This is a genomic window from Cytobacillus sp. OWB-43 (assembly GCF_034651445.1).
Taxonomy (GTDB): Bacteria; Bacillota; Bacilli; order Bacillales; family Cytobacillaceae; genus Cytobacillus; species Cytobacillus kochii.
In genome coordinates, this window is the sequence record NZ_JAYEFF010000001.1 from 184,234 (window position 1) to 210,193 (window position 25,960).

22 protein-coding genes and 1 other annotated feature are annotated in these 25,960 nt (G+C 36.2%); of the genes, 19 read left to right on the forward strand and 3 right to left on the reverse strand.

Going from position 1 to position 25,960, the window contains the following annotated elements; translation table 11 throughout:
- Positions 1-59 precede the first annotated feature (59 nt).
- The 5 genes from U9M49_RS00985 (at position 60) to clpB (ending at position 8,348) form a co-directional block, all read left to right on the forward strand.
- On the forward strand, positions 60-1,139 hold the full coding sequence (locus tag U9M49_RS00985) for a carbamoyl phosphate synthase small subunit (protein ID WP_322909166.1): 1,080 nt from the start codon (positions 60-62) through the stop codon (positions 1,137-1,139).
- Positions 1,132-4,224, forward strand: coding sequence for a carbamoyl phosphate synthase large subunit (locus U9M49_RS00990; protein WP_322909167.1), 3,093 nt, complete (start codon positions 1,132-1,134; stop codon positions 4,222-4,224). Before U9M49_RS00985 ends, U9M49_RS00990 begins: the two co-directional genes overlap by 8 nt.
- A complete protein-coding gene (argF, locus tag U9M49_RS00995; RefSeq protein WP_095369822.1) occupies positions 4,221-5,174 on the forward strand; it encodes an ornithine carbamoyltransferase in 954 nt (317 codons plus the stop codon). The genes U9M49_RS00990 and argF overlap by 4 nt, the downstream gene beginning before the upstream one ends.
- Before the next feature lie 290 nt (positions 5,175-5,464).
- Positions 5,465-5,644 carry a YjzC family protein gene (locus U9M49_RS01000; protein ID WP_095369821.1) on the forward strand — a complete coding sequence of 60 codons (180 nt, stop codon included), beginning with the start codon at positions 5,465-5,467 and terminating at the stop codon, positions 5,642-5,644.
- 109 nt (positions 5,645-5,753) lie between these two features.
- Entirely contained in the window at positions 5,754-8,348 is a 2,595-nt protein-coding gene (gene clpB / locus U9M49_RS01005; RefSeq protein ID WP_322909168.1) for an ATP-dependent chaperone ClpB, read from the forward strand.
- Between the two features lie 86 nt (positions 8,349-8,434).
- On the opposite strand, the gene U9M49_RS01010 is transcribed toward clpB, so the two are convergent.
- On the reverse strand, positions 8,435-8,626 hold the full coding sequence (locus tag U9M49_RS01010) for a YjzD family protein (RefSeq protein WP_191814879.1): 192 nt from the start codon (positions 8,624-8,626) through the stop codon (positions 8,435-8,437).
- Between the two features lie 222 nt (positions 8,627-8,848).
- Between U9M49_RS01010 and U9M49_RS01015 the strand changes: the two genes are divergently transcribed.
- The 4 genes from U9M49_RS01015 to U9M49_RS01030 all read left to right on the forward strand — a co-directional run bounded on the left by U9M49_RS01015 (position 8,849) and on the right by U9M49_RS01030 (position 11,781).
- Positions 8,849-9,583, forward strand: a complete 735-nt coding sequence (locus U9M49_RS01015; protein WP_307317891.1) for a hydrolase — start codon at positions 8,849-8,851, stop codon at positions 9,581-9,583.
- A 146-nt stretch (positions 9,584-9,729) separates the two neighbouring features.
- Positions 9,730-10,491, forward strand: coding sequence for a hypothetical protein (locus U9M49_RS01020; RefSeq protein ID WP_095369817.1), 762 nt, complete (start codon positions 9,730-9,732; stop codon positions 10,489-10,491).
- 120 nt (positions 10,492-10,611) lie between these two features.
- Positions 10,612-11,577 (forward strand): BMP family ABC transporter substrate-binding protein, encoded by a 966-nt coding sequence (locus U9M49_RS01025; RefSeq protein ID WP_095369816.1) that lies wholly within the window; start codon positions 10,612-10,614, stop codon positions 11,575-11,577.
- A 12-nt stretch (positions 11,578-11,589) separates the two neighbouring features.
- The gene (locus U9M49_RS01030; RefSeq protein ID WP_191814887.1) at positions 11,590-11,781 is read left to right on the forward strand and encodes a ComZ family protein; all 192 of its coding nucleotides are present in this window, start codon (positions 11,590-11,592) and stop codon (positions 11,779-11,781) included.
- 28 nt (positions 11,782-11,809) lie between these two features.
- Here U9M49_RS01030 and U9M49_RS01035 read toward each other — a convergent pair whose 3' ends face one another.
- Entirely contained in the window at positions 11,810-12,064 is a 255-nt protein-coding gene (locus U9M49_RS01035) for a hypothetical protein (RefSeq protein ID WP_095369814.1), read from the reverse strand.
- Positions 12,065-12,302: 238 nt separating this feature from the next.
- On the opposite strand from U9M49_RS01035, the gene U9M49_RS01040 reads away from it, so the two are divergent.
- The 9 genes from U9M49_RS01040 (at position 12,303) to U9M49_RS01080 (ending at position 22,483) form a co-directional block, all read left to right on the forward strand.
- Positions 12,303-13,235 (forward strand): beta-ketoacyl-ACP synthase III, encoded by a 933-nt coding sequence (locus U9M49_RS01040; RefSeq protein ID WP_095369813.1) that lies wholly within the window; start codon positions 12,303-12,305, stop codon positions 13,233-13,235.
- Positions 13,236-13,281: 46 nt separating this feature from the next.
- Positions 13,282-14,520 carry a beta-ketoacyl-ACP synthase II gene (fabF, locus tag U9M49_RS01045; protein ID WP_095369812.1) on the forward strand — a complete coding sequence of 413 codons (1,239 nt, stop codon included), beginning with the start codon at positions 13,282-13,284 and terminating at the stop codon, positions 14,518-14,520.
- Positions 14,521-14,659: 139 nt separating this feature from the next.
- Positions 14,660-15,442, forward strand: a complete 783-nt coding sequence (locus tag U9M49_RS01050) for a DUF2268 domain-containing protein (RefSeq protein WP_191814889.1) — start codon at positions 14,660-14,662, stop codon at positions 15,440-15,442.
- A 258-nt stretch (positions 15,443-15,700) separates the two neighbouring features.
- Positions 15,701-16,735, forward strand: coding sequence for an ABC transporter ATP-binding protein (locus U9M49_RS01055; RefSeq protein ID WP_191814890.1), 1,035 nt, complete (start codon positions 15,701-15,703; stop codon positions 16,733-16,735).
- Positions 16,725-17,714 (forward strand): ABC transporter ATP-binding protein, encoded by a 990-nt coding sequence (locus tag U9M49_RS01060; protein ID WP_095369809.1) that lies wholly within the window; start codon positions 16,725-16,727, stop codon positions 17,712-17,714. The genes U9M49_RS01055 and U9M49_RS01060 overlap by 11 nt, the downstream gene beginning before the upstream one ends.
- 22 nt (positions 17,715-17,736) lie before the next feature.
- Positions 17,737-19,458, forward strand: coding sequence for an oligopeptide ABC transporter substrate-binding protein (opp4A, locus tag U9M49_RS01065; protein ID WP_322909169.1), 1,722 nt, complete (start codon positions 17,737-17,739; stop codon positions 19,456-19,458).
- A gap of 40 nt (positions 19,459-19,498) precedes the next feature.
- Positions 19,499-20,464 carry an oligopeptide ABC transporter permease gene (gene opp4B, locus U9M49_RS01070; RefSeq protein WP_095369807.1) on the forward strand — a complete coding sequence of 322 codons (966 nt, stop codon included), beginning with the start codon at positions 19,499-19,501 and terminating at the stop codon, positions 20,462-20,464.
- A 9-nt stretch (positions 20,465-20,473) separates the two neighbouring features.
- Positions 20,474-21,385, forward strand: coding sequence for an oligopeptide ABC transporter permease (opp4C, locus tag U9M49_RS01075; protein ID WP_095369806.1), 912 nt, complete (start codon positions 20,474-20,476; stop codon positions 21,383-21,385).
- Positions 21,386-21,736: 351 nt separating this feature from the next.
- Positions 21,737-22,483 (forward strand): YjbA family protein, encoded by a 747-nt coding sequence (locus U9M49_RS01080; RefSeq protein ID WP_322909170.1) that lies wholly within the window; start codon positions 21,737-21,739, stop codon positions 22,481-22,483.
- A gap of 42 nt (positions 22,484-22,525) precedes the next feature.
- Here U9M49_RS01080 and trpS read toward each other — a convergent pair whose 3' ends face one another.
- Complete coding sequence (gene trpS, locus U9M49_RS01085) at positions 22,526-23,518, reverse strand: tryptophan--tRNA ligase (protein WP_095369804.1); 993 nt, start codon at positions 23,516-23,518, stop codon at positions 22,526-22,528.
- Between the two features lie 61 nt (positions 23,519-23,579).
- Positions 23,580-23,778, reverse strand: a binding site (T-box leader).
- Between the two features lie 514 nt (positions 23,779-24,292).
- Between trpS and U9M49_RS01090 the strand changes: the two genes are divergently transcribed.
- Positions 24,293-25,927, forward strand: coding sequence for a peptide ABC transporter substrate-binding protein (locus U9M49_RS01090; protein ID WP_095369803.1), 1,635 nt, complete (start codon positions 24,293-24,295; stop codon positions 25,925-25,927).
- Positions 25,928-25,960: the final 33 nt, after the last annotated feature.

A 25,960-nucleotide genomic window follows, 5' to 3' on the forward strand; every position in this document is an offset into this window, starting at 1 on the left:
AAAATGCATAAAAATTAATTTTGTTTAATGAATATACAGAAGTTCACGAGGTGTTAAAGATGGAAGGGTATCTACATTTAAAAAGCGGTCATTGTTATAAAGGGGAATGGCTAAATACGCCACCACAAAATGAGGTTGCAGGAGAAATTGTTTTCTTTACAGGAATGACAGGTTATCAAGAAGTGCTAACAGATCCATCCTATAAAGATCAGATTATCGTTTTCACTTATCCTTTAATTGGGAATTATGGCGTGAATGAATCAGACTTTGAGAGTAAGAAGCCACATGTAGCTGGAGTGATTGTTTATGAGGGGACTAATGAACCTTCACATTATCAATCTTCCTATACACTGAAGGAGTATTTGCATAAATGGAATATTCCTGTGCTAGGGCATATGGATACAAGGTCAATTGTGAAAAAAATTCGGGCAGTTGGTTCCATGCCAGCAACTATGTCAACTCATTCTGTAAAAGAAACAACATGGAGTAAACAAGAGGATCAAAAGGTTGAATTGGTTTCTAATCCTCAGATGCACACATATGGTGAAGGTGATAAACATGTTGTTCTTTATGATTTTGGCTATAAGAAATCAATACTTAATAGCTTATTACAGCAAAATTGTAAAGTGACCACTGTGCCATTTTCTACAACATTCAATGAAGTTGCTAAGTTAAATCCTGATGGTATCCTACTGTCCAATGGTCCTGGAGATCCGAAAAGGCTTCAAAATGTCTTACCTGAACTTAAAAAAGTAATTACCAGCTACCCTACTTTAGGGATTTGTTTAGGACATCAGTTAGCAGCACTTGCACTTGGGGGGAACACAACAAAGTTATCTTTTGGACACAGAGGGGCGAATCACCCTATTAGTGATCTGAAAACAGGACGTGTCATGATGTCTTCACAAAACCATAGCTATGTTGTTGATACAGTAAGTTTAGAAACAACTGGGTTTAAAACAAGGTTCATTAATTTGCATGATCAATCTGTTGAGGGTCTTACTCATGAAATTTATCCGATTGAGACGGTACAATTTCACCCTGAAGCTAATCCTGGACCAACAGATACGCATTATTTATTTTTAGAATTTATTCAAACGATTGAAGAGAAGAAAGGGAGCGTTATCGCATATGCCTAAAGACAACAGTATCCAATCTATCCTGGTCATCGGATCGGGACCAATCGTGATTGGGCAAGCAGCAGAATTTGACTACGCAGGCACGCAAGCATGCGCGGCGCTTAAAGAAGAAGGCTATAAGGTAATATTAGTAAATAATAACCCTGCAACAATTATGTCAGATCACGCATTTGCAGATAAGATTTACTTTGAACCATTAACAGTAAATAGTATTGAAAAAATCATTCAAAATGAAAAACCAGATGGCTTATTAGGAACTTTAGGTGGTCAAACAGGTCTAAATTTAACCTTTCAACTAAGTGAAGCAGGCGTATTAGATAAATATGAGGTGAAACTTTTAGGTAGCAGTATCGAAGCAATAAAAAAAGGTGAAGACCGGGAAGCATTTCGCCAATTAATGAATGACCTAAATGAACCAGTTCCAGAAAGTGAAATCGTTCATCATGTGGAAGAAGCGGTTGCGTTTGCTGAAAAGATTGGTTTCCCTATCATTATCCGACCTGCTTATACCCTAGGTGGAACAGGTGGCGGTATTGCAACAGATATGAATGAATTAAAGCATTTCGTTAAGAGTGGCCTAAAAGAAAGTACGATTACGCAAGTGCTAGTAGAAAGAAGTATTGCTGGGTTTAAAGAGGTAGAATATGAAGTGATGCGCGACAGCAACAATACTTGTATCACCATTTGTAATATGGAGAACATTGATCCAGTAGGTGTACATACAGGAGATAGTATTGTTGTTGCCCCGAGTCAGACATTAAGCGATGTAGAGTACCAAATGCTTCGTAGTGCTTCTGTCAAAATTATTTCTGAGTTAGGCATCATTGGTGGATGCAATATTCAATTTGCTCTAGACCCAGAAAGTAAAAATTACTACCTGATTGAGGTGAATCCTCGTGTTAGTCGATCTTCTGCTCTTGCTTCTAAAGCAACTGGATATCCGATTGCAAGAATGGCAGCAAAGTTGGCTGTAGGCTATCATCTTTCTGAAATTATTAACCCAGTTACTGGTGATACTTTTGCTAGTTTTGAACCGGCACTAGACTATTGCATTGTCAAATTTCCAAAATGGGCGTTTGATAAGTTCTCTGATGCTGATCGCAAATTAGGCACGCAAATGAAAGCAACAGGAGAAGTAATGGGGATTGATAGAAACTTGGAGAGAGCGCTGATCAAAGCGGTTCATTCCCTTGAAGGAAAAGGACTTGATCTTCACTATCCTCGGATCAAAAAAGATACAAAAGAGACGTTACTGAAGGAGTTAGCTGGCCAAACAGATGAAAGATTCTTCATTATATTAGAGTTAATGAGACGTGGGGTAAGCGCTGAAGAGATAAAAAACATCACTAAAATTGATTATTTTTATCTGTCAGCTTTCCAACGTTTAATCTCATTAGAAAAAGAGATTGCACAAGCTTCACTCGAAAATATTGAGCCAGAAATGATGCAACTGATCAAAGAAAAGGGCTTTGGTGATGCCTACCTTGCTTCAGTGTGGCAGGTCGATGAAAAAGCTGTTCGTCATAAAAGAAAAGAAATGGGGATAATCCCATCTTATAAAATGGTTGATACATGTGCCGCCGAATTCGCTGCGTCTTCCAATTATTTTTACTCAAGCTATTTTGGAGAAAATGAACAAATACCGAGCGATAAAAGAAAAGTTTTAATCATTGGTAGTGGTCCGATACGAATTGGCCAGGGAATTGAATTTGATTATTGTTCTGTACAAAGTGTCTTTGCTTTAAAAGATGAAGGTATTGAAACGATTATGATTAATAATAATCCAGAAACAGTCAGCACAGATTTTACGACAGCAGATCGTCTTTATTTTGAACCATTAATCATTGAAGACGTGATGAATGTAATTGAAGCGGAACAAGTGAATGAAGTCATTGTTCAAGTAGGGGGACAAACAGCGCTTAACTTAGCTAATCAGCTAGAGGATTACGGGGTAAAATTACTCGGTACTGATTCGAAAACTATTGATACCCTTGAAGATAGAGAATTATTTTATCAATTATTAGATGAACTTGAAATCCCACATATTCAAGGATACGTGGCAGAAAATGAAGTTGAACTCGAACAATATGTAAACCAAATCGGCTATCCTGTATTGATTAGACCATCTTATGTAATCGGTGGGATGGGAATGGAAACCATTTATAATGATGAAGCGTTTCAAGTTTATAAAAAGAAGGATATTCCATTCCCTGTACTTGTAGATCAATTTTTACAGGCGAAAGAGGCGGAGCTTGACTTAGCCGCAGACGGAGAGCATGTTCTCATCCCGGCAGTTATGGAGCATATTGAAAGGACCGGGGTTCATTCTGGTGATAGTATGTCAGTCTTACCGCCACAAAGCTTATCGAAAGAAGTACAAAATCTTATGATTAAGTATGGACAATTGATGGTTAAAAAGCTTGGATATAAAGGTTTAATGAACATCCAATATATTATTGATGATAACAAAGTTTACTTACTTGAAGTAAACCCGAGGGCAAGTCGAACGGTGCCAATTGTAAGTAAAGTGACTGCTATTCCATTGGTTCAAGAGGCAACGAAAGTATTATTAGGAAAGCAATTTTTCGAAAAAGACCAACTTCCAGAAGATACGAAGCAAACATTTGTTACTGTCAAATATCCGGTTTTCTCTAACTATGCACTAAAAGGTCTTGATGCTAAAGTAGGACCAGAAATGAAGTCAACTGGGGAAGGAATTGCGTTAGCAGCGACTTTACCACAAGCTTTAAAGAAAGTGTTCCAATTACATGGAGATAAAGAACGGTCCGTTTTGTATAGTGGTGAATTAACAGATGGAATTAGGAAATTGGCAAAAGAGTCAAATACCAAATTGCTAGATGCTCAAGGTGCCGAATTAGATGAAACAACTGTTGCACTTTACAATCCGTTCACTGGTGATGAAAACCAACGTATGCGGGAATGGGCGGTTAAAAACAGACTACACACTTTTAGTGAATTAGAGTCGCTTGAGGCCTATTTACTTGCTTTAACCGAAAAGGATTGGCAAGCAGTAGCAATTGAGGATTGGCAAAAAGACAATGTAAAGGAAGTGACGATATCATGATTACAACATCGACTGTATGTGGTAAAAAGTTAGATATACAAGGACAGGATATGCTAACATTAGCTGATTATTCTTCTGAAGAAATCATTGGTCTTGTCGAAAAGGCATATGAAATGAAGCAAACGGATCATCAAGCCGAAGAGCCATTGAAGGGCAAAATATTGGGAATGATTTTTGAAAAGTCATCTACACGTACAAGGGTTTCCTTTGAAGCGGGTATGTTACAACTTGGCGGTCATGCCCTATATTTAAATAGTAATGATATGCAAATCGGTAGAGGAGAAACGATTGCAGATACAGCAAAAGTATTATCTAATTATGTTGATGGTATTATGATTCGTACATTTTCTCATGATATTATAGAAGAACTTGCAACACATGCTACTATTCCAGTGATTAATGGGTTAACGGACCAATATCATCCTTGTCAAGCACTAGCAGACTTGTTAACGATTAAAGAAGTAAAAGGACAATTAGCAGGTATCAGTTGTGTTTATGTAGGAGATGGCAATAATGTAGCTCACTCATTAATGATTGCAGCAGCAAAAGTTGGCATGCATATGACGATTGCATGTCCGAAAGGCTACGAACCAGATGAAAAAGTGGTTGCTTTAGCACAAGGATTTGCTGAAGTGACAGGTAGTAAAATTCTCGTCGAAAACGATGTGAAAAAGGCGGTTGATGGCGCTGATGTCATCTATACGGACGTCTGGACGAGTATGGGTCAAGAAGAAGAAAATGAAATGCGTTTACAAGTCTTTCATGATTATCAAGTGAACGAGTCACTAGTAGCCTGTGCAAAAGAAGATTATTTATTCCTTCACTGTTTGCCCGCACACCGTGGGGAAGAAGTCTCGGCGTCTGTTATTGACGGTGATCACTCCGCTGTTTTCCAACAAGCAGGCAATCGCCTTCACGCACAAAAAGCCTTATTAACTGAATTACTATAAGTTTCCTGAAGCATGAATTATTCTGTTCCTAGAATGGTTCGTGCTTTTTATCATTAGAAGAGAATTTAGGCAGTTTGAGGTGAGCAAAAAGGTATAGCTCTTCCATTGAGAGGAAAAATGGGCAAAGATAGCTGCGGAGTAAGAGTGATTTAAAAAGTACACCCAACAATAAAAGCGCCAAAGCCAGGCTTGCAATCTGATTTGAGTAAAACACAATACCTACAATTTCCTTTATGATTCCTCCTTCTCGCGGAAATAATAAAAGTGTAAGTTTGAAGGAGGTGCTCATTTTGGGACAAAATCGACAATTTAGAGCAGGGCAGAAAGCGCCGAATAATGGTAAATATATTGAAATTGGAGAAACTGGCAGTAATGTGAATAACCCACAAGTGGTAAGTCTTCGTGCGGGTGATCGATTTCCTGAAAACTCAAACCATAATCGATTATGGACTTATCAAAGAAAACCATAATAATGAAACCAATCAGATGCCATCCCAAAATGTGGATGGCTTTACATATGGTAGGAAATAATTTTATAATAAAACAAAGGTCAAAAAAGGTCAGGAGTGTGACTTGCGATTGGATATTAATCAAATGACAACCTCTTTGCAAGAAGGTTTAATGACTGCCAAAAGGATGGCGACAAATAAAGGTCACCAAGAGGTGGATACGGTGCACTTATTCCTTTCCTTCTTGCAGGAGGATCATCTTTTTACAAATATTTTAAGACGAAGTGATTTTACAATTGAAAATGTGAAACAATCATTGCAACATTTATTAGAAAGAAAACCCAGGGTTAGTGGAAGTGGTGTGGATTTAAATTCTTTTTATCTTACTAATGATTTAAGAAAAACCTTGTCAAAAGCAGAAGAATTAAGATTGCAATGGCAGGACAATTATATATCCATTGAACATGTTTTATGGGCAGTGATTGTGGCAAAGACGAATGTTACAGACCTCTTTTTAATGAAAAAGGAGGATATCAAACAAGCAATTGAAGAGATCAGGGGGAATCAAAAGGTGACATCACAAAACCCAGAAGGTACTTATGAAGTACTTCATAAATATGGTAGAGATTTAGTGGAAGAAGTGAAAACAGGGAAATTAGATCCTGTCATTGGCAGAGATCAAGAAATACGTAATGTAATTCGCATACTTTCAAGGAAAACGAAAAATAATCCTGTCCTCATCGGGGAGCCAGGTGTTGGTAAAACAGCAATTGTTGAGGGATTAGCACAGAGAATTGTTAGAAAAGATGTACCAGAGGGACTGAAAGATAAGACGATTTTCTCATTAGATATGAGTGCGTTAATTGCTGGTGCTAAATTTAGAGGTGAATTTGAGGAACGCTTAAAAGCAGTGTTAGCAGAGATTAAAAAGAGTGATGGTCGTATTCTTCTGTTTATAGATGAGATACATACAATCGTTGGAGCTGGTAAAACAGAAGGTGCGATGGACGCTGGTAATATGTTGAAGCCGATGCTTGCCCGAGGTGAGCTACATTGTATTGGCGCAACAACATTGGATGAACATAGAAAGTATATTGAAAAAGATCCGGCATTAGAGAGAAGGTTTCAACAAGTATTAGTAAAAGAACCTGATGTAGAAGACTCTATCTCTATTTTAAGAGGTTTAAAAGAGAGATTTGAAATTCATCATGGGGTTAATATTCATGACAGGGCTATTGTTGCAGCAGCTACTTTATCTGATCGTTATATTACAGATCGTTTTTTACCAGATAAAGCGATTGATTTAATTGATGAGGCATGTGCAATGATCCGGACAGAGATTGACTCTATGCCTACGGAGCTTGACGAAGTAACAAGAAAGGTAATGCTGCTTGAAATTGAAGAGGCCGCTCTGCTAAAAGAGTCTGATGAAATCAGTCAAGGTAGGTTAGAGAAACTAAGAGAAGAACTTACTAACTTTAAGGAACAAGCGAAAGAAATGAGAGCGAAATGGTTAACAGAAAAGGCTGCGATACAATCGATACAATCAAAACGAGAGCAGTTAGAAATTTTGAAAAGAGAGCTAGAGGAAGCTGAGAATAAGTATGACCTTAATAAGGCAGCAGAGTTAAGACATGGGAAAATCCCTGCATGTGAAAAAGAGTTACAACAATTAGAAGAAGAGGCGAATAATAAAGAAAATGATAACCGTTTATTACGTGAAGAGGTAACCGAAGAAGAAATTTCTGATATTGTATCGAGATGGACTGGTATACCTGTCTCTAAATTAGTTGAAAGTGAACGGGAGAAGTTATTGCGATTAGAGTCGATTCTACAAAAAAGGGTCATCGGTCAAAATGATGCCGTCACACTTGTCTCAGATGCGGTCTTAAGAGCAAGAGCAGGCATAAAAGACCCGAAACGGCCGATTGGTTCTTTTATTTTCTTAGGTCCTACAGGAGTTGGAAAAACAGAGTTGGCAAAGGCTTTAGCGGAATCTTTATTTGATAGTGAGGAACATATCATTAGAATTGATATGTCAGAGTATATGGAAAAACATGCGGTATCAAGACTAGTTGGTGCACCACCAGGGTATGTTGGGTATGAAGAAGGTGGACAATTAACAGAAGCGGTTCGCAGGAATCCGTATGCCGTCCTATTACTAGACGAAATAGAGAAAGCACATCCTGAAGTGTTCAATATTCTTTTACAAATGTTGGATGACGGAAGGGTTACTGATTCTCAAGGTCGAACAGTTGATTTTAAGAATACCGTCATCATAATGACATCAAATATAGGATCTCATATTTTGCTTGAACGCGATGAAGCGAAAGAGAAGGGTAATATAATAGAAGAAACTCGGAATAAAGTATTAGAAATGTTACGATCGCATTTCCGGCCAGAGTTTTTAAATAGAGTAGATGAGGTTATTTTATTTCATCCTTTAGGTAAAGAAGAGATGAAAGGAATTGTTGAAAAACTAATCCATGAACTACAACAAAGGTTAACTCATCAACAAATTAACTTAACGATAGATGATAAGGCAAAGGCTTTTATTGCAGAAACGGCTTTTGATCCCATATACGGTGCAAGACCATTGAAGCGTTACATGCAAAGAGAAATTGAAACAGTATTAGCAAAAGAAATGATTGCGGGAAATATCCAAGCGAAATCACATGTAGCTATCACTAGTGACAGTACAAAACTCATCATAAAACAATCATGAACCAGTAGAAAATAGCATAAACTGGATATATTAACGAAAGTAAAAAAACAAAAGTCATCCATATTGGATGACTTTTGTTGCCATTCTTAATGTAGTCCTTCCTTCTCTTCTGGTGCTGCAGGAATGACAGCAGCAAGAATGTAAAGAAGAATACTTACTACAACCGAAAGGACGGTTGCTGTTTGTAAATCATAACTTACACCATTCATGTTGCTTACTACATAAGTAACCATATTCATAAGTAAGAATGTCCAAATGAACGTCCAAATGTATTGCATTTTTACTCACCTCATACGTATGTCAGTCTATTTAATAGTATCATACAATGGTTGGATTATAAACGTGATTCACTGATTTTTTTTCATAGGATTATGTCTAAAATGTGAATAACAGTTGGAATCAAGCGTTTGAACTAATTCATTAAAAGCTAGGCAAATATCCTATTCAAATTACCTGTACAATCATACATTAGTATGAACAACAGTAAAGGGGTTAATAAAATGGATAGCCGAAACTTTCAACTGCATACAGAATGGAATATGATTCATTACCCAGAAAAGCCAAGTGGTTTCGGTATTCTTATCATTGGGGATGAACGCCATTTTGTTGATGAGAAACAAAGCTTCTGGACACAAAATGAAGGGAAATCATCTCTCATATCAGCATTAAGAAGAGATGGTTATACTATCTTTTATTCGAATCTATATGGGCGAAATTGGGGAAGTCGTAAAGCCATTGAAATGGCAAAAAGATTGTATGCCCATACGATTAGACATGAAATTATTAATGAAAGAATCCATATTATTGCTGAAGGTATGGGCGCACTTGTCGCTGGTGCATTAATGAATGAAATGAATGAGAATATACGGTCGATTACGTTTATCAATCCCATCTTTTCATTAAAAACACATTTGGAACAAGAAAAAGAACATAAATTTTTCTATAAAAAATTAAAGAAAGAAGTTGAGGCTGCACTTGTGAGTAATATTAAAGAGATAGATGAATCCATCGCAATAAATGAAGAACAATTCCTTCAAGTAGACCTCCCAGTAAAAATCATTCATATCCTCTCAAGTAGTCGTGCATATAAACAATCTCATCATTTAAAAGACTTATCAGTGAAATGGTCAGAAAACAATCAACAAGTCTCAATCAATTATTTATTACCAGAGAAAAGGCATAGTTTAAGCTACCATATTATTCGATTTCTCAACGAAAATGAGACGATATTATAAGTCTGAGGAAAAAATCCCTCAGACAATTTTTTTGTTATGTAAAACTTGCTAGTTTGTTATAAGTCATATTTGAGTGAGAGATTTCGATGATATATAAAGATAATTCCGCATAGTATACAATAAAACAGACGACTGGAGGCTGGGGTATGAAGCAAGCAGTTGTAATTGATGGTTATAGTTTTGTAGGTTTTGCTACGTGTAAAGGGCTGTTAGAAGAAGGGACAGAGGTTTTACTGCTCAATTCATTGAAGGCAGATGATGCTTTAGAAAAACAATTATCCGTTGGGAGAAATGCGAACTTAACTGAAGTGGATATAGATAGTTTAAACACTTTACTCGAAGATGAGGCCACTGTTTTTATTGATGGTTACAGTTTATATATTAAAGATATAAATATGGAGAGGTTTTTAGTTCCTATCTTAGATAAAATTTCTTTTGAAAAGCGAAAATGTGTGATTACTTTGCCCATTCAATGGTTGTATACAGGTCATTCAAAAAAATGGGTGCAAAAGACCTTTTCTCATGCTCATATCTATTACTTACCAACAGTATATGGACCGTTTCAACCGGAAGAAATGCTTTTTCAACAAAAGCTAATGCATAATAACCACAATAAAAGTGTCAGTGAAAAGGAATGGCGAGCTGATGCTGTTTATATTGACGAAGCCATCACCTGTTTATTGCATGATTTTTTATCAAACAATAAGAGTGGAGAAAAAATAATTAGCAGTGGAATTGAAAACCATTGGCAGCAATGTGTAGATTATTTACAAATTAATCTTGGAAGTCATACTGTAAAAGAAGATAACAGTTTAAGAGACGAACCTCAAACAATTCATATTAATAACCATCTATCGGTGGAAAAAGCGCTTAGTCAACAGAAAAGACATGTGGATATTCTCCCATAAATATAAAAGTACTTTCATCGGAAAAACCTTTTCAATCACTAGGATAAAAGGTTAGAATGATGTTAGTTGGTCTTTTCGAAAGAAAAAATCAACTAACATAAAGGGGCGAAAGATATAGAAATGAAGAGAGCTTTAATTAAGTGGGGGAGTTTGGTTCTATGCCTTCTTCTATTATCGTCATGTGGACAGGTATTTTCTGGGGGTCAGCTGCAAAAGGCTGGCTTATTAGTGCCGGATACCATTAATGATCAAGTGTGGGGTACGAAAGGGTATAAAGGCCTACTCAAGATACAGTCTACTTATGATATTGATGTGTATTATAAAGAAGGAATGAACTCACAACTCGTTGTCGAAAGAGCGGTAAAGGAATTTTCAAAAAAAGGGGTCAATTTAATTTTTGGACATGGAAATGAATATGCAGAGTACTTTAATCAAATATCAGCACAATATCCAGACATTCAGTTTATAAGCTTTAACGGGGACGCACAAAATGAAAATACGACAAGTTTAAATTTTGAAGGATATGCAATGGGCTTTTTCGGAGGTATGGTGGCTGGTGAGATGACATCTACTAATATTGTTGGTATTATTGCGGCATTTGAATGGCAGCCAGAAGTAAAAGGTTTTATTGATGGTGTGAACTTTCAAAATGATGAAGCAAATGTTAAAATACATTATGTTGAAAATTGGGATGATGCCCATAAGGCTGCGGGGTTAATGGACAAGTTGGTCATAGAAAAAGCAGATGTCGTTTATCCAGCAGGTGATGGATATAATGTCCCTGTCATTGAAAAAGTAAAAGAGCATGGTTTATATGCCATTGGTTATGTTTCTGACCAATCCCATTTAGGAAAATCAGCAGTATTAACAAGTACAATTCAACATGTTGACCATTTGTATGAAATAGTAGCAGAACAATTTCATAATGGAGAACTGCAGTCTGGGAACCTTTCTTTTGACTTTCAAGATGATGTCATTTCATTAGGTGCGTATAGTCCAGAATTATCTCCAACCTTTATTCAACAATTAAATGCAGCAGTAAAAAAATATAAAGAAACAGGTAATTTACCGAAAGAACCATCATAGGAGGATCACAGAATGTCAAATGATAAAACAATGGAATTTATGCAAATCGCGATGAAATATCTACCTGAAGCAAAAGCGGAACTAGAAAAGTCAGGTGTAAATTTATCAATGGAAATGATTCAACCGTTTATGACGATGTTTACACAAGTGATGAATGAAGCTTATGAATTAGGGAAAGCAGATGCACAAAAAGAGCATGAATAAGAAAAAAGCTAGCGGCGTGGGATCGCCGTTAGCTTTTTTTATTCATAAAGACTTCAACGATTGGAGCAGCATGTTTTAAAAGTGGTTTTAATTCCTCTGCAGAATCCATTAATTGAGACATATTGACCATTAATTCCCCTAAATCTAATTGTTCGATTGTATTCAAAATAGAAGGTGATTTTTCCTCCTCCTGCTGATGTTTTCTTCCGAGAATCCAATCTTCACTTTGACGAGCATCTCTATTACCAAACATAAATTGATTAAAAAACGGTTCTTCACTCATATAAGCAATCCTCCTTTTGATCTTCTATTGTATAGGTTATTCCTTATAATATATGGGTGAATAAAAGAAAAGGTTGGACGAAAATAATAATTATGAAGAAAAATATTGAAACTATACCTGCTTATTTGATAAAATTAGTACCAAGTACTAATAATTGATATTAAATTTTATTTCTCGTAAACAAAAAGGTTGAATTTCTTATAACGACAAAGTGGAAAAGAAAAAGGGAGTGGGAAAGATGAATGCTGGAATTGTTGGCTTAGGTAGATACTTGCCCGAAAAAATAGTAACGAATGCTGATTTAGAAAAAATAATGGATACTTCAGATGAATGGATCCGCACGAGAACAGGTATCGAACAAAGGCGGATTGCCGATGACGATACAGATACTTCTGATATGGCATTCGCTGCTGCAAAAAAAGCATTACAGGATGCAGACTTGTCTCCTGAAGATATCGATTTAATTATTGTCTCAACTGTCACACCAGATCAGCCATTTCCAAGTGTTGCTTGTTTATTGCAGGAAAAGTTAGGGGCAAAGAAAGCAGCAGCTATGGATGTAAGTGCAGCTTGTGCTGGTTTTATGTACGGTGTGATTACAGCGAAACAATTTATTGAAACGAAAACGTATCAGAATGTACTAGTGGTAGGCGTTGAAAAGCTGTCTAAAGTAACCGATTGGTCTGATCGTAATACAGCTGTCCTTTTTGGAGATGGTGCGGGTGCTGCTGTCATTGCCCCTGTATCTGAAGGAAGAGGCATTTTATCATTTGAACTAGGAGCAGATGGGAGTGGAGCGAAGCATCTCTATCAAGATAAGTACATTGTGATGAATGGTAGAGAAGTTTATAAGTTTGCTGTTAGACAAATGGGTGAAAGTTGTATTAATGTATTAGAAAAAGCAGGTTTAACAAAAGAGGATGTAGATTTTCTTATCCCTCATCAAGCAAATATTCGTATCATGGAAGCTTCTAGACAACGTTTAGAGTTACCAATTGAAAAAATGTCAAAAACAATTGATAAATATGGTAATACATCAGCATCTTCTATACCAATTGCTATGATTGAGGAGATAGAAGCTGGGAAAATTAAAGATGATGATATTATCGTAATGGTCGGATTTGGTGGCGGATTAACATGGGGAGCCATCGCTTTAAAATGGGGAAAATAAGTATAAATATAATAGGTTTTATTGATATAAAAGGAGTGACATAATAGTGGAAAAAAAACGTGTCGTTGTAACAGGACTTGGAGCAGTAACACCGGTTGGAAATAATGTAGAACAGTCGTGGAGTAATATTAAAGCTGGAAAATCTGGAGTAGGACCGCTAACAAGATTAAATGCTGATGAATATCCTGCTAAAGTAGCTGCGGAAGTGAAGGATTTTGATATTCATGAGTATTTAGAGAAGAAAGATGCAAGAAAGATGGATCGCTTTACTCATTATGCAGTGGCTTCTTCAATCATGGCAGTGAAAGATGCTAATTTGACGATAAATGATGAAAACGCGCATCGTGTTGGCGTTTGGGTAGGATCAGGAATCGGTGGAATGGAAACATTCGAGAATCAATTTGAAACCTTTTTAAACAGAGGCTACCGCCGAGTGAGTCCATTCTTTGTACCAATGATGATACCGGATATGGCTGCAGGGCAAGTATCAATCACATTAGGTGCAAAGGGAGTGAATTCTTGTACAGTAACCGCTTGTGCAACTGGAACGAATTCAATCGGTGATGCTTTTAAAGTCATTCAGCGTGGTGATGCTGATGTCATGGTAACAGGAGGAGCAGAAGCACCAATTACGAGAATGTCTGTTGCAGGATTCTGTGCTAACACAGCGCTATCTACCAATCCAGATCCAGCTACAGCAAGTCGTCCATTTGATAAAGATAGAGATGGATTTGTTATCGGAGAAGGTGCAGGTATTCTCATTCTTGAAGAATTAGAACATGCACTAGCTCGCGGTGCCAATATTTATGCTGAAATTGTTGGGTATGGTTCTACTGGAGATGCCTATCATATTACCGCACCTGCACCAGAGGGGGAAGGCGGTGCGCGTGCAATGAAAATGGCACTTGACGATGCGGGACTCACTCCTGAACAAATCGATTATATTAATGCTCATGGTACGAGCACAGATTATAACGATAAATATGAAACTGTTGCAGTGAAAAGTGTTTTTGGTGAACATGCTTATCATTTAGCCATTAGTTCAACCAAATCTATGACAGGTCACCTTCTAGGTGCTGCCGGAGGCGTTGAGGCGATTTTCTCTATCTTAGCGTTAAGAGATAGTACGTTGCCACCAACGATTAATTACAATACAAAAGATCCAGATTGTGACTTAGATTATGTACCTAATGTATCAAGAGAAAAAACTATTGGAGCTGTTATGAGTAACTCATTAGGCTTTGGTGGTCATAACGCAACAATCGTCTTCAAAAAATATCAATAATAAAATGAAACACGGATAAGTTCTGCTTTGTTACATGGCGGAATTTGTCCGTGTTTTTTATATTTTTATGGTTTTCTTTTGAACCGATTATTTGTCTCTTCCATAAAATAAACAACAACATTTGATGGGAGAGAAACATATGCCGGTAATTAGAACAGATGAATGGTTAAATCAGCATTTTACTGATCCAGAAAAGTTAATTGAACCATTGTTAGATTCATTCCATGAAAACGAGCCACAAAGGTTATACCAATTCTTATCCTCCTTTGGCATGTATTCACCAAATAGAAGGAATAAAGAACAATTCAAACAGTTAAAAGAAAATAGAACATGGGAAAAGGTTGAATTGTTATTAAATAAGTATAGAAAAAACTGGAAAGGGCCAGATGTCCCAATTTACTTATTTCCAATTGCACAAGGCGGATTATTCTTTAGAACATCTTATGTGAAGTCTGGCTTGTCATTCCCTGACAAGATGTTTTTATTTCTCGCTCCATTAGAAGATGAGAAAGAGTTAGAAGCATTATTTGTTCATGAATACCATCATATCTGCAGAATGAAGAGATTAAAAAAAGAAATGGCTGAGTATACACTATTGGATAGCATAGTATTAGAAGGATTAGCAGAATGGGCAGTGGAGAAGAGTTGTGGAAAATCGTATCGTTCAAAGTGGTGCACAGAACATGATAGAGAAAGAATACGATACTATTGGCATAAATATGTAAAAAACAATATAGACATAAAGAGAGACAATGAATTACATGACCAAATTCTATTCGGTGAGGGGAAATATCCAAAAATGCTTGGCTATTCCATTGGCTATGAAATTGTCTCAATGTATGACAATGAAAAGAAAATCAAGCTTAAAGAAAGCATGGTTATTCCTTCGAAGTTATTTTTGCCTCAGTGGGAAAAAGAATAGAGTAGGTGAGAAAACATGTAAAGGAAATAAGGAAATTGTCAAAGTAAGTAAAATAGTATTTTTTCCTTATATTAACATACAAGTAACAGGATGTAAGAACTATTTCATGACCACTCCATACTATTTATAATATTATCAAAAGATAGATTTTTGAAAAAATTCCTTGTATTCGTAATCTATTTGTAATAATATACAGATAATTAATCCTAGTACTAAATATTTTACAATACTGTAAGATATTACGATTGAGGTGTTGAAATGGTAGGAAAAGAAGATAGTCCTAGCTTGGACACAATTTTACAAGTAAAAGAATTAAAAGCAGGTTTTGATATAGACGGAAAGGTCTATCACGCAGTAGATAATGTATCTTTTGACGTAAAGAAAAAACAAATTCTTGGTGTCGTGGGAGAATCAGGCTGTGGAAAGAGTGTCATGTCTATGTCCATTATGCAGTTATTACCGAAGGAAACAGGAAAAGTCACTGGTGGTGAAATTGTTTTTGAAGGTAAGAATATTGAGAATTACTCCATTAATCAAATGAATACCATCCGAGGTAATGATATCTCAATGATTTTCCAAGAACCAATGACGGCACTTAACCCTGTATTCACAATTGGTTTTCAATTACAGGAGATTCTCTTTAATCATCAGAAGATTTCGAAAAAGGATGCGCGAGAAAAAAGCATCCATCTTTTAAGACAAGTAGGCATATCAAGGCCAGAGAATATCGTTGATGAATATCCCCATCAACTTTCAGGGGGAATGAGGCAACGGGTAATGATTGCTATTGCGATTGCCTGCCAACCAAAGTTACTTATAGCTGATGAGCCAACGACTGCATTAGATGTGACAGTACAAGCCCAAATACTAGATTTATTAAGGGAAATTCAATCAATCAATAATATGGCAATAATTCTCATTACCCATGATCTTGGGGTCGTTGCTGAAATGTGTGACGATGTAATTGTTATGTATGCTGGGAAAATTGTTGAAAGAACAAATGTAGATGCACTTTTTCATAACCCTAAACACCCTTATACACAGTTATTATTACAATCGATCCCTAAATTGGATGAAGAAGAGAAAGAATTAGGGTCGATTGACGGCTTAGTACCATCCCTTAAAGATATGCCAGAAGTTGGTTGTAGATTTGCTGATCGTTGTCCAAAAAGAATGCCTGAATGTACTGAAATCACACCTTTATTAGGTTTTGTTGAAAATGGACATGAGGCTGCCTGTCTTTTATATGAGAACAGCTATCAGACTAATGGGAGGAATACATATGTCAAATAACACAGCTGAGAAGCGAGAAGTGTTATTAGAAGTAGAAGATTTAAAAACATATTTCCCGATTAAAGCAGGTTTTTTTCAAAGAACGGTAGGACATGTCAAAGCTGTAGACGGAGTTAGTTTTCAAATACATAATGGCGAAACATTTGGACTTGTTGGAGAATCGGGTTGCGGCAAATCAACGACAGGTCGAACGCTTTTAAAACTTATGAATCCAACAGATGGAAAAATTATTTTTGATGGACAAGATATTTCAAGTTTGAAAGGAAAAACTTTAAGAGCAATTCGCAAAGATTTTCAAATGGTTTTCCAAGATCCATACGCCTCACTTAATCCAATGCAAATGGTTGGGGACATCGTCTCAGAACCGCTCGTTAATTTTAGAGGGAAATCAGTGAAAGAATTAAAAGAAGAAGTCATGGATCTCCTTAATAAGGTCGGACTTCCGTCAGATGCTTATTATAAATATGCTCATGAATTCTCTGGTGGTCAAAGGCAAAGGATTGGTATTGCGCGAGCATTAGCACTACGTCCAAAGCTAATTATTGCGGATGAACCTGTATCAGCACTTGATGTATCTGTACAGTCCCAAGTATTGAATCTCTTAAAGGAACTGCAAAATGAATTTCAATTAACATTTTTATTTATTGCACATGATTTGAGTGTTGTTAAGCATATGAGTGATCGAATTGCTGTGATGTATTTAGGTGGAATTGTTGAAGTAACTGATAAGAATAGTATTTTTGCAGAACCACTTCACCCATACACACAAGCTTTGATTTCGGCCATACCTGAGCCGGATCCGAGAAAGAAGAAACAGAGAATTATCTTAGAAGGTGATGTACCAAGTCCGGCCAATCCTCCAACGGGTTGCCCGTTTCATCCACGCTGTTCACATGCCATGAAAGAGTGCATGGAAGTGAAACCGACTTTAAAGGAGGTGAAGGCTGGTCATAACGTAGCTTGTCATTTATATAACTAAAAAATCATTTAGGGGGAGAACAATGAAAAAGAAATCTTTTTGGTTAATTTCGTTATTACTCGTATTCTCTATGTTTCTAGCAGCTTGTAATAGCGGGAACGAAACGAGTGGGAATGAAAAAGATGGAGATAAAGACGAAGCCAACACTGGTGAACCGGTTGAGGGTGGAAATGTGACAGTAGCAGTGACATCTGCTCCAGAGGGTGTATTAGAGCCAGCATATTATGGCAGTGCGATTGATGCCGAAATCTTGAATTTCATGACTGATGGTATTTATTCAGTAAATGACGAATTAGAATATGAACCAGACCTTGCCACTTGGGAAATTAGTGATGATAAGCTCACTTATACGTTCAAATTTAAAGAGGGCGTAAAATGGCATAATGGTGAGGAGCTAACAGCAGAAGACTACCAATTTGCATTGGAAACAATGGCTGATCCTGAATATACTGGCCCACGTTTTAATTATGTAGAAGGTATTAAAGGGGCTAAAGAAAAAAAGGATGGAAAAGCGGAGACAATTGAAGGAATTGAGTTAGTTGACAAATATACGATTGCAATTACATTTGAATCTGTAAAAATCAATAATCTTGAAAATCTTTGGTCTTATCCAATGCCTAAAAAGCATTATGAGGGAGTGGCTATAGCAGAGCTTGGTGAATCAGAACAGGTTAGACAAACACCAGTAGGTCTAGGAGCATTTAAAGTTAAGTCTGTTAAAGCTGGTGAATATGTAGAGTTAGAGAAGTTTGCAGATTACTATAAAGGTGAACCAAAACTTGATGGAGTAGTAGTTAAAGTGATTGATCCGGCAGTAGCAAATGGTGCCCTGCAGAATGGTGAAGTTGACATTATGGGCGTTGCTCCTGCACAAGTAGAAGAACTTGAAACGATGGAACATATCACAGTTGAAGAAACAAATGGTGTAGGGTATTCTTATATCGGTTTAAGGTTTGGTCACCGTGATCAAGAAACACGTACAAATGTTGATGATTTTGACAAATTTAAAAGCAAAGAATTACGCCATGCCTTAATTCATGCTCTTGATCGTCAAGCGATGATTGATGCGTTCTTATCAGGTAAAGGTACAGTATCTAACACAGTTATTCCTTCAACTTTCTGGATTGCAGCTGAGGAGTCAGAATTAAATCAATATGAGTATGATCCAGAAAAAGCGAAAGAGCTACTAGCTGAGGCCGGCTATAAAGACGTTGATGGAGATGGTTTTGTAGAAGATCCTGAAGGAGAGCCATTCTCAATTTCATTTGGTCATTATGCTGGAAATGCAACATTTGAAGGTCGTTCTCAAGCGATTATCCAATCTTGGAATGATATCGGTGTGAAGACAGAATTAGCGACAGGATCTTTAGTGGAGTTTAACTTATATAATGATATGAAAGATAAAGATGATGAAGCTTTAGAAGCATTTTTTGGTTCATGGAGCACTGGTTCTGATCCGGATCCATCTGGACTATGGGCAAATAATGCGGAGTGGAACTATGGACGTTGGGTAAATGAAGATAATCAAAGATTATTAGACGAAGGTCTAAGCGAGAAAGCATTCGATAAAGAGTATCGTAAAGAAGTCTATGTTGAATGGCAAAAACTTTTCAATGATGAGCTTCCAGGTATTCCATTATGGGAGAACCTAGACCTTTATGGTATTAATAAGCGTCTACAAGGGGTTCATATTAATGCTGTAGGTTACCAAACCAATACACATGAATGGTATGTAACTGAATAATTAGACAAGCGAACTTTTAAATGATAAGGGGAAATGGAACATGCTGCAATATTCACTTCGAAGAATATTAGGTATGATACCGTTACTATTCCTTACCTCTGTTGTGGTTTTCTCCCTGGCGAAGTTTATGCCAGGGGACCCTTTTGGGGGGGAAATTGATCCATCAAATACGAATCCCGAATATATTGAAGATATGAGAGAAAAGTTGGGCTATAATGACCCTATACATATTCAATACTGGAGATGGATTACTAATTTCGTTCAAGGAGATTTTGGTAACTCAACAGCGCATAAAATGCCTGTATACGATTTAATCATTGACCGAATGCCAAATACGATTTTTCTCGCAATTATTGCACTGATAATTACATATATCTTTGCTTTTGCTATGGGGATGTATGCTGGTAGAAAGCCATACACCTTAGGAGACAATCTTATAGCAGGATACAACTATGTAGGTTTAGCGATTCCATCTTTCGTTGCTGGAATTATAGCGATTTATTTTTTCTCTTTTCAATTAGGTTGGTTTCCTTTTGCCGGTTCAGTAGAGGTAGGGTTACAGCCAGGCACATGGGAATACTATGTGAGTCGAATGCATCATGTGCTATTACCTGCATTGATTCTAGGTTTAATGGGAACAGCATCTTATACGCAATTCTTGAGAAATGATGTTATTGAGAACAGTAGGAAAGATTATGTCCGAACAGCAAGAGCAAAGGGAACCAGTGAATCATCCATTTATAATAAACATATTTTAAGAAACTCAATGATTCCATTAATTACATTTTTAGGGTTTGATATAGCTACATTAATAGGTGGAGCGGTTATTACTGAAACAATTTTTACTTATCCAGGAATCGGTCTATTGTTCCTTGAGTCTGTTAATAGAAGAGATTATGCGGTGTTGATGACAATTACCATGCTGCTTTCATTTTTAACATTAATAGGTAACTTAATTGCGGATTTACTCTACGGTATAGTTGATCCTAGGATTAGGTTAGGATAGGGGGCAATTATGGTGAAAGCTTCTTTAAATACAAATCAAGTAATAGTAAAATCAAACCAAAAACAACTATCTCCATGGAAAATTGCCCGCAATAAATTTCTCAAAAACAAGATAGCAATGACGAGTTTAATTATATTTACTGCGTTTGTCTTGCTCGCTATTTTTGGACCAATATTCACCACACAAGATATCTCTAGAATTAATTTTATGTCAATGAACCTGGAACCTTCAGCAGAGCACTGGTTTGGCACAGATACAAATGGTAGGGATGTATTCACCAGAATGGTTTATGGAGCTAGGACATCATTGTTAATTGGCTTGTCTTGTATGGTACTAATTATATCTATTGGTACAATTGTCGGAGCTATTGCTGGATATAATGGTGGAAAGATTGATCAAATATTCATGCGTATTACAGATTTTGTTTTGAATTTTCCATTTTTAATATTTGTTATTGTATTAAATACGATATTAGTAGGGAAAGTATCAGGAGTATGGACATTGATCTTGGTCATCAGTTTCCTTAGCTGGGGAGGAGTTGCCAGAATTGTCCGAAGCCGTTTTCTTTCGGAAAAAGAGAATGAGTATGTTTTAGCAGCAAAATCAATTGGTACGAGGCCGATAAAGATTATTATTAAACATATATTACCGAATATAGCCTCAACAATTATTGTCCAGGCTACATTAATGTTAGCAGTAACAATTGTTGCTGAAGCAGGTTTAAGCTTTTTAGGTTCTGGTGTTCCAGCAAATATACCTAGTTGGGGTAATATGTTATTTGAAGCCCGTGATTCTGACGTATTAAGAAATAAAACGTGGATGTGGGTACCGCCCGCTGCAGCTATTACAATCACCATACTAGCAATAAATTTTATCGGAGAAGGCTTAAAAGACGCTCTTAACCCTAAATCTAGAAGGTAAAGGCCTAGCTGGTAAGTCTGAAAAAGAATGCAATTGACCTTTTAAGGTAATTGCATTCTTTTTTTGGGGAGAAAACGGTTATATACTTTGTAGTGAGTGGGGGATTTAATTATTTACTATTCTAAATTATATTAATATTTATTTTAGTGAATAATAAATGAATATTATAACATTTACTTCCATATTAAATACGCTATATATAGCAAGTATATTTCAATATAAAGTACAAATTGCTTTCTAATCAAAGGTAAAAAAAGAATAATAATGGATTAGATTGTAAAAGAAAGGAATAAAAACAGAGTTGTTTGCCCATACTTATTGACAAATAATCATGCGAGTGGGGGTTAGGAAATGTTATATCTTCATGATGTTTGGGTGAACTGGTTTGAAGGGGAAGAGAATGGTTACAATGTTTGTCAATTTCATGAATGGCGAAAAGATGATGCAGTTGAATTATTGGATCAAGTACCATTACTAAGGATCACACCAGCACTATTTCATTATATTGAAAATGATTTATCTGAATTACCACAACAGCTATTGAATGACGTGTATCAAAAAGCGTATTTAAGAAAAAATCATGAAAGAGTGCAATTGGATTATTGTTTTGTCATTACTGATGGGACAAGCATTATGGCCGTTGATACAATAGGGTATCATATTCCAATTCGAAAGAGTAGATTGATACCAAGACAAGAACAACTTACATATGAAATGATTTCTAATCACGATGAAATGGAATATACTTTTGAACAAAAGCCGAGTCTAAAAAGTTTTCACATTCTTTCTCCAGATCCAGAATTAATGAAAGGCCTGACAAGGAAGGAAAGGCAGCTCAAACAATTAATGTTTATGGCACTAGATCAACTTCATAGTTCAGAAAATGAAGCGGAAATTCGCTATTGGTTTACAGAATGGCTGCCTGAAGAGTATAAAAGTATTCAATCAATGGGTTTCCATGATGCATGGATGAATTTATATGAAGACAGTAAGATAGGTTGGTCTAAGAAACATGAAAGATTTTGTGAGAATATCATTAAAGGACAACCTTTTTTTGAAAAGTTATGGGAAATGGAAAATGGTTCAAAGGTAAATTAAATCAAAAAGGGACGCTCAATTTAATTTGAACGTCCCTTTTTTTTATTTCCTTTTTCTTCCTAATCCCATAGCGTTTTCCATCTTTTTAACCATTTTACCTGCAACTTTATTGGCATTTTCTGCTCCTGCATCTAATATCTCATCTAATTCTGCTGATTCCATGAGATGATGATATTTATCTTGAATAGGTTTTAAGTGGCTAATAATTACTGTAGCTAAATCCCCTTTAAAATCACCGTACCCTTTTCCTTCATATTTATTCACAATATTTTCAATTGATTCACCTGAGAATATCGAGTAAATCGTTAATAAATTTGAAACGCCAGGTTTATTCTCTTTGTCAAAAGCAACGATGCCATCAGAATCTGTTACAGCGCTTTTAATTTTCTTCTCAATTTGTTTCGGTTCATCCAAAATAGAGATAAATCCTTTTTTATTAGGGTCAGATTTACTCATTTTTTTCGTTGGATCTTGAAGTGACATGATTCGTGCGCCCACTTTTGGAATGCTTACTTCTGGAATCGTAAAGATGTCATTGTATTTTTTGTTGAATCTTTCTGCTAAGTCTCTTGTTAATTCTAAATGCTGTTTCTGATCTTCTCCAACCGGGACAATATCTGTACCATATAATAGGATATCTCCAGCCATTAGTGGTGGGTAGGTTAATAAGCCTGCTGAGACAGCTTCTTTACCAGCAGATTTATCTTTAAACTGCGTCATTCTTTCTAACTCACCGATATAAGAAATACATTGTAACATCCATGCGGCTTGTGCATGTGCAGGTACTTCGGATTGAACGAATAGAGTTGCCTTATTAGGATCTAAGCCTACCGCAACATAAAGTGCTGCTAGGCTACGGATATTGTTTCTTAGTTGTAAGCGATCCTGTGGAACAGTGATAGCATGTTGATCGACGATACAAAAGTAGCAATCATACTCATTTTGCAGCTCAACAAACTGTCTTAATGCCCCGATATAGTTACCAATTGTTATTGTTCCACTGGGTTGAATACCAGAAAAGAGTGTTTTTTTCATCATAATCCTCCTATTTGCTATGAGAAATGAACATATAAAAAGACCACTCATCCCTAAAAAATCTAGGGACGAATGGTCCGCGGTGCCACCCTAATTATTCACATATGTGAATCTCTTAAAGACAGATAACGTTAGTCTAACGTGAATCGATATATTCATGCTCAAAAAGTCCATTCGATTTAATAGGTTGCTTATTCTCACCTACCATAAGCTCTCTTAAAACCATCTTAAATGTACTACTCTTTTCTCACAGCAATTTGTATTATTTATTTGTAATCATAATATAATATATGTAGAAGTAAATCAAGTGAGCGTTATAACAGCAAAAAAAATTTTTATTTGTTATATACCAATAAAAACTTATGAAAACCCTTACATGACAATAATAATACATGTTTCGACATTTTTTTGAAAAAATATAGATAATTTAGATTATTTAAAACGGGCTTGAAATAAACTTTTAAAGAAACTATAATAAAACCTACCAAACGACATCTTTACAAACATATTACATTTTGTTCGGTTACAGGTAGATGGAATGATGAAAAGGTGAGTTTATCGTAGTCTAATAGATACAAATTTTAATATTCAAGCTGAATTATCTGAATAGAGGGAATTTGTTCTATCAAAATAAACTTACTTTCCTTAGTATGCATAAAGGAATCAACTCTTTTTTTATAATAAAAATTGTTTGATTTTTTCATCAATCTACTCTATGTGAACAACTGTTATTTCTGTGAAGAATCGTTTGAATTAAAAATAGGGGGTTTCACCGTGAAAAAAAGATGGTCAATCTTTTTAAGTATGCTACTTTTAGCTAGCATGGTTCTAGCAGCTTGCGCTGGCGGAGGCGATGACAATGCAGATGGTGGCGATGGAGGTAGTGATGTACCTCAAGAATTAAAAGTAAATATTAATACTGAACCACCTTCATTAAATCCAGGTTTGGCTGAAGATTCTACTTCTGGTACTGTTCTTCGTAACGTATTAGAAGGATTAACTCGAATTGGTCAAGACGATAAACCAGCAGCCGCTATGGCAGAAGATTGGGAAATCTCAGAAGACCAAAAAACATACACATTTAATATCCGTGAAGATGCACAATGGTCAAATGGAGATCCTGTAACTGCAGAAGATTTCGAATATGCATGGAAATGGGCATTAGACCCAGCTAATCAATCAACATATGCGTATCAACTATATTATGTTGAAGGTGCAGAAGCTGCTAACACAGGAGAAGGTAGCTTAGATGATGTTGGCGTTAAAGCTGTAGATGAAAAAACTTTAGAAGTTACACTAGCAAACCCAACACCTTACTTTCTTGAACTAACAGCTTTCTATACTTATTTACCAGTAAATAGTAAAATCGCAAAAGAAAATCCAGACTGGGCAACAGATGCTGGTGAAAATTATACGACAAACGGACCTTTCCACTTAGCTGAATGGTCTCATAGTGACCAAATCACTCTTGAAAAGAGCGACACTTATTGGGATAAAGACACTGTAAAATTAGATAAAATTGAAATGTACATGATTAATGATCCAAATACTGAATTATCTATGTTTGATAATGGTGAATTGGATTGGGCAGGTTCTCCGACAGGAGCTCTTCCAACAGATGCAATGCAAGCACTTAAAGATGATGGTAGATTAGAAACACAAGCAATTGCCGGTGTTTATAACTACAAATTCAATACTACTATTGAACCATTAGATAATGAAAATATTAGAAAAGCTTTAACTCACGCAATTAATCGTGATTCAATTATTAATAACATTACACAAGGGGAACAACTTCCAGCTATGGCAATCGTTCCACCTACGATGTTCCCAGAAAATGAAGAAGGGTACTTCCCTGATAATGATGTTGAAACTGCTAAAGAATTCTTAAATAAAGGTCTTGAAGAATTAGGATTAAGCGATGCATCAGAATTACCAGAAATCAAGCTTTCTTATAACACATCTGAAGCACATCAAAAGATTGCTCAAGCCATTCAAGATATGTGGAGTGAAAATCTTGGAATTAATGTAACTCTAGATAATGCTGAGTGGAATGTTTTCCTTGATAGTGTAAATAGTGGAGACTTCCAAATTGCTCGTATGGGTTGGTTAGGTGACTTTAATGACGCTATGAACTTCTTGGAAATGTACAAAGATGCTGACGGTGGAAATAACAACACTGGTTGGGAAGATCCTGAATTCCAAAAATTACTTGAACAATCACAAACTGAAACAGATGCTGAAAAGCGTCAACAATTATTAAAGGATGCAGAGGCAATCTTTATGGAAGCAATGCCGGTTGCACCAATTTATTTCTATACAAATAACTGGGTTAAAGATGATAACCTAAATGATGTTTTTGTATCTGGATTAGGCGATGTTCAATTTAAGTGGGCTCACTTTGAATAATTTGATCTTTTAAATGTAAGGTATATGGGATGA

Bases quoted from the DNA above. Each gene is read 5' to 3' on its own strand.
- U9M49_RS00985 (WP_322909166.1), top strand. From the start codon at position 60: ATGGAAGGGTATCTACATTTAAAAAGCGGTCATTGTTATAAAGGGGAA.
- U9M49_RS00990 (WP_322909167.1), top strand. From the start codon at position 1,132: ATGCCTAAAGACAACAGTATCCAATCTATCCTGGTCATCGGATCGGGA.
- argF (WP_095369822.1), top strand. From the start codon at position 4,221: ATGATTACAACATCGACTGTATGTGGTAAAAAGTTAGATATACAAGGA.
- U9M49_RS01010 (WP_191814879.1), bottom strand. From the start codon at position 8,626: ATGCAATACATTTGGACGTTCATTTGGACATTCTTACTTATGAATATG.
- U9M49_RS01015 (WP_307317891.1), top strand. From the start codon at position 8,849: ATGGATAGCCGAAACTTTCAACTGCATACAGAATGGAATATGATTCAT.
- U9M49_RS01020 (WP_095369817.1), top strand. From the start codon at position 9,730: ATGAAGCAAGCAGTTGTAATTGATGGTTATAGTTTTGTAGGTTTTGCT.
- U9M49_RS01025 (WP_095369816.1), top strand. From the start codon at position 10,612: ATGAAGAGAGCTTTAATTAAGTGGGGGAGTTTGGTTCTATGCCTTCTT.
- U9M49_RS01030 (WP_191814887.1), top strand. From the start codon at position 11,590: ATGTCAAATGATAAAACAATGGAATTTATGCAAATCGCGATGAAATAT.
- U9M49_RS01035 (WP_095369814.1), bottom strand. From the start codon at position 12,064: ATGAGTGAAGAACCGTTTTTTAATCAATTTATGTTTGGTAATAGAGAT.
- U9M49_RS01040 (WP_095369813.1), top strand. From the start codon at position 12,303: ATGAATGCTGGAATTGTTGGCTTAGGTAGATACTTGCCCGAAAAAATA.
- U9M49_RS01050 (WP_191814889.1), top strand. From the start codon at position 14,660: ATGCCGGTAATTAGAACAGATGAATGGTTAAATCAGCATTTTACTGAT.
- U9M49_RS01055 (WP_191814890.1), top strand. From the start codon at position 15,701: ATGGTAGGAAAAGAAGATAGTCCTAGCTTGGACACAATTTTACAAGTA.
- U9M49_RS01060 (WP_095369809.1), top strand. From the start codon at position 16,725: ATGTCAAATAACACAGCTGAGAAGCGAGAAGTGTTATTAGAAGTAGAA.
- opp4A (WP_322909169.1), top strand. From the start codon at position 17,737: ATGAAAAAGAAATCTTTTTGGTTAATTTCGTTATTACTCGTATTCTCT.
- opp4B (WP_095369807.1), top strand. From the start codon at position 19,499: ATGCTGCAATATTCACTTCGAAGAATATTAGGTATGATACCGTTACTA.
- opp4C (WP_095369806.1), top strand. From the start codon at position 20,474: ATGGTGAAAGCTTCTTTAAATACAAATCAAGTAATAGTAAAATCAAAC.
- U9M49_RS01080 (WP_322909170.1), top strand. From the start codon at position 21,737: ATGTTATATCTTCATGATGTTTGGGTGAACTGGTTTGAAGGGGAAGAG.
- trpS (WP_095369804.1), bottom strand. From the start codon at position 23,518: ATGAAAAAAACACTCTTTTCTGGTATTCAACCCAGTGGAACAATAACA.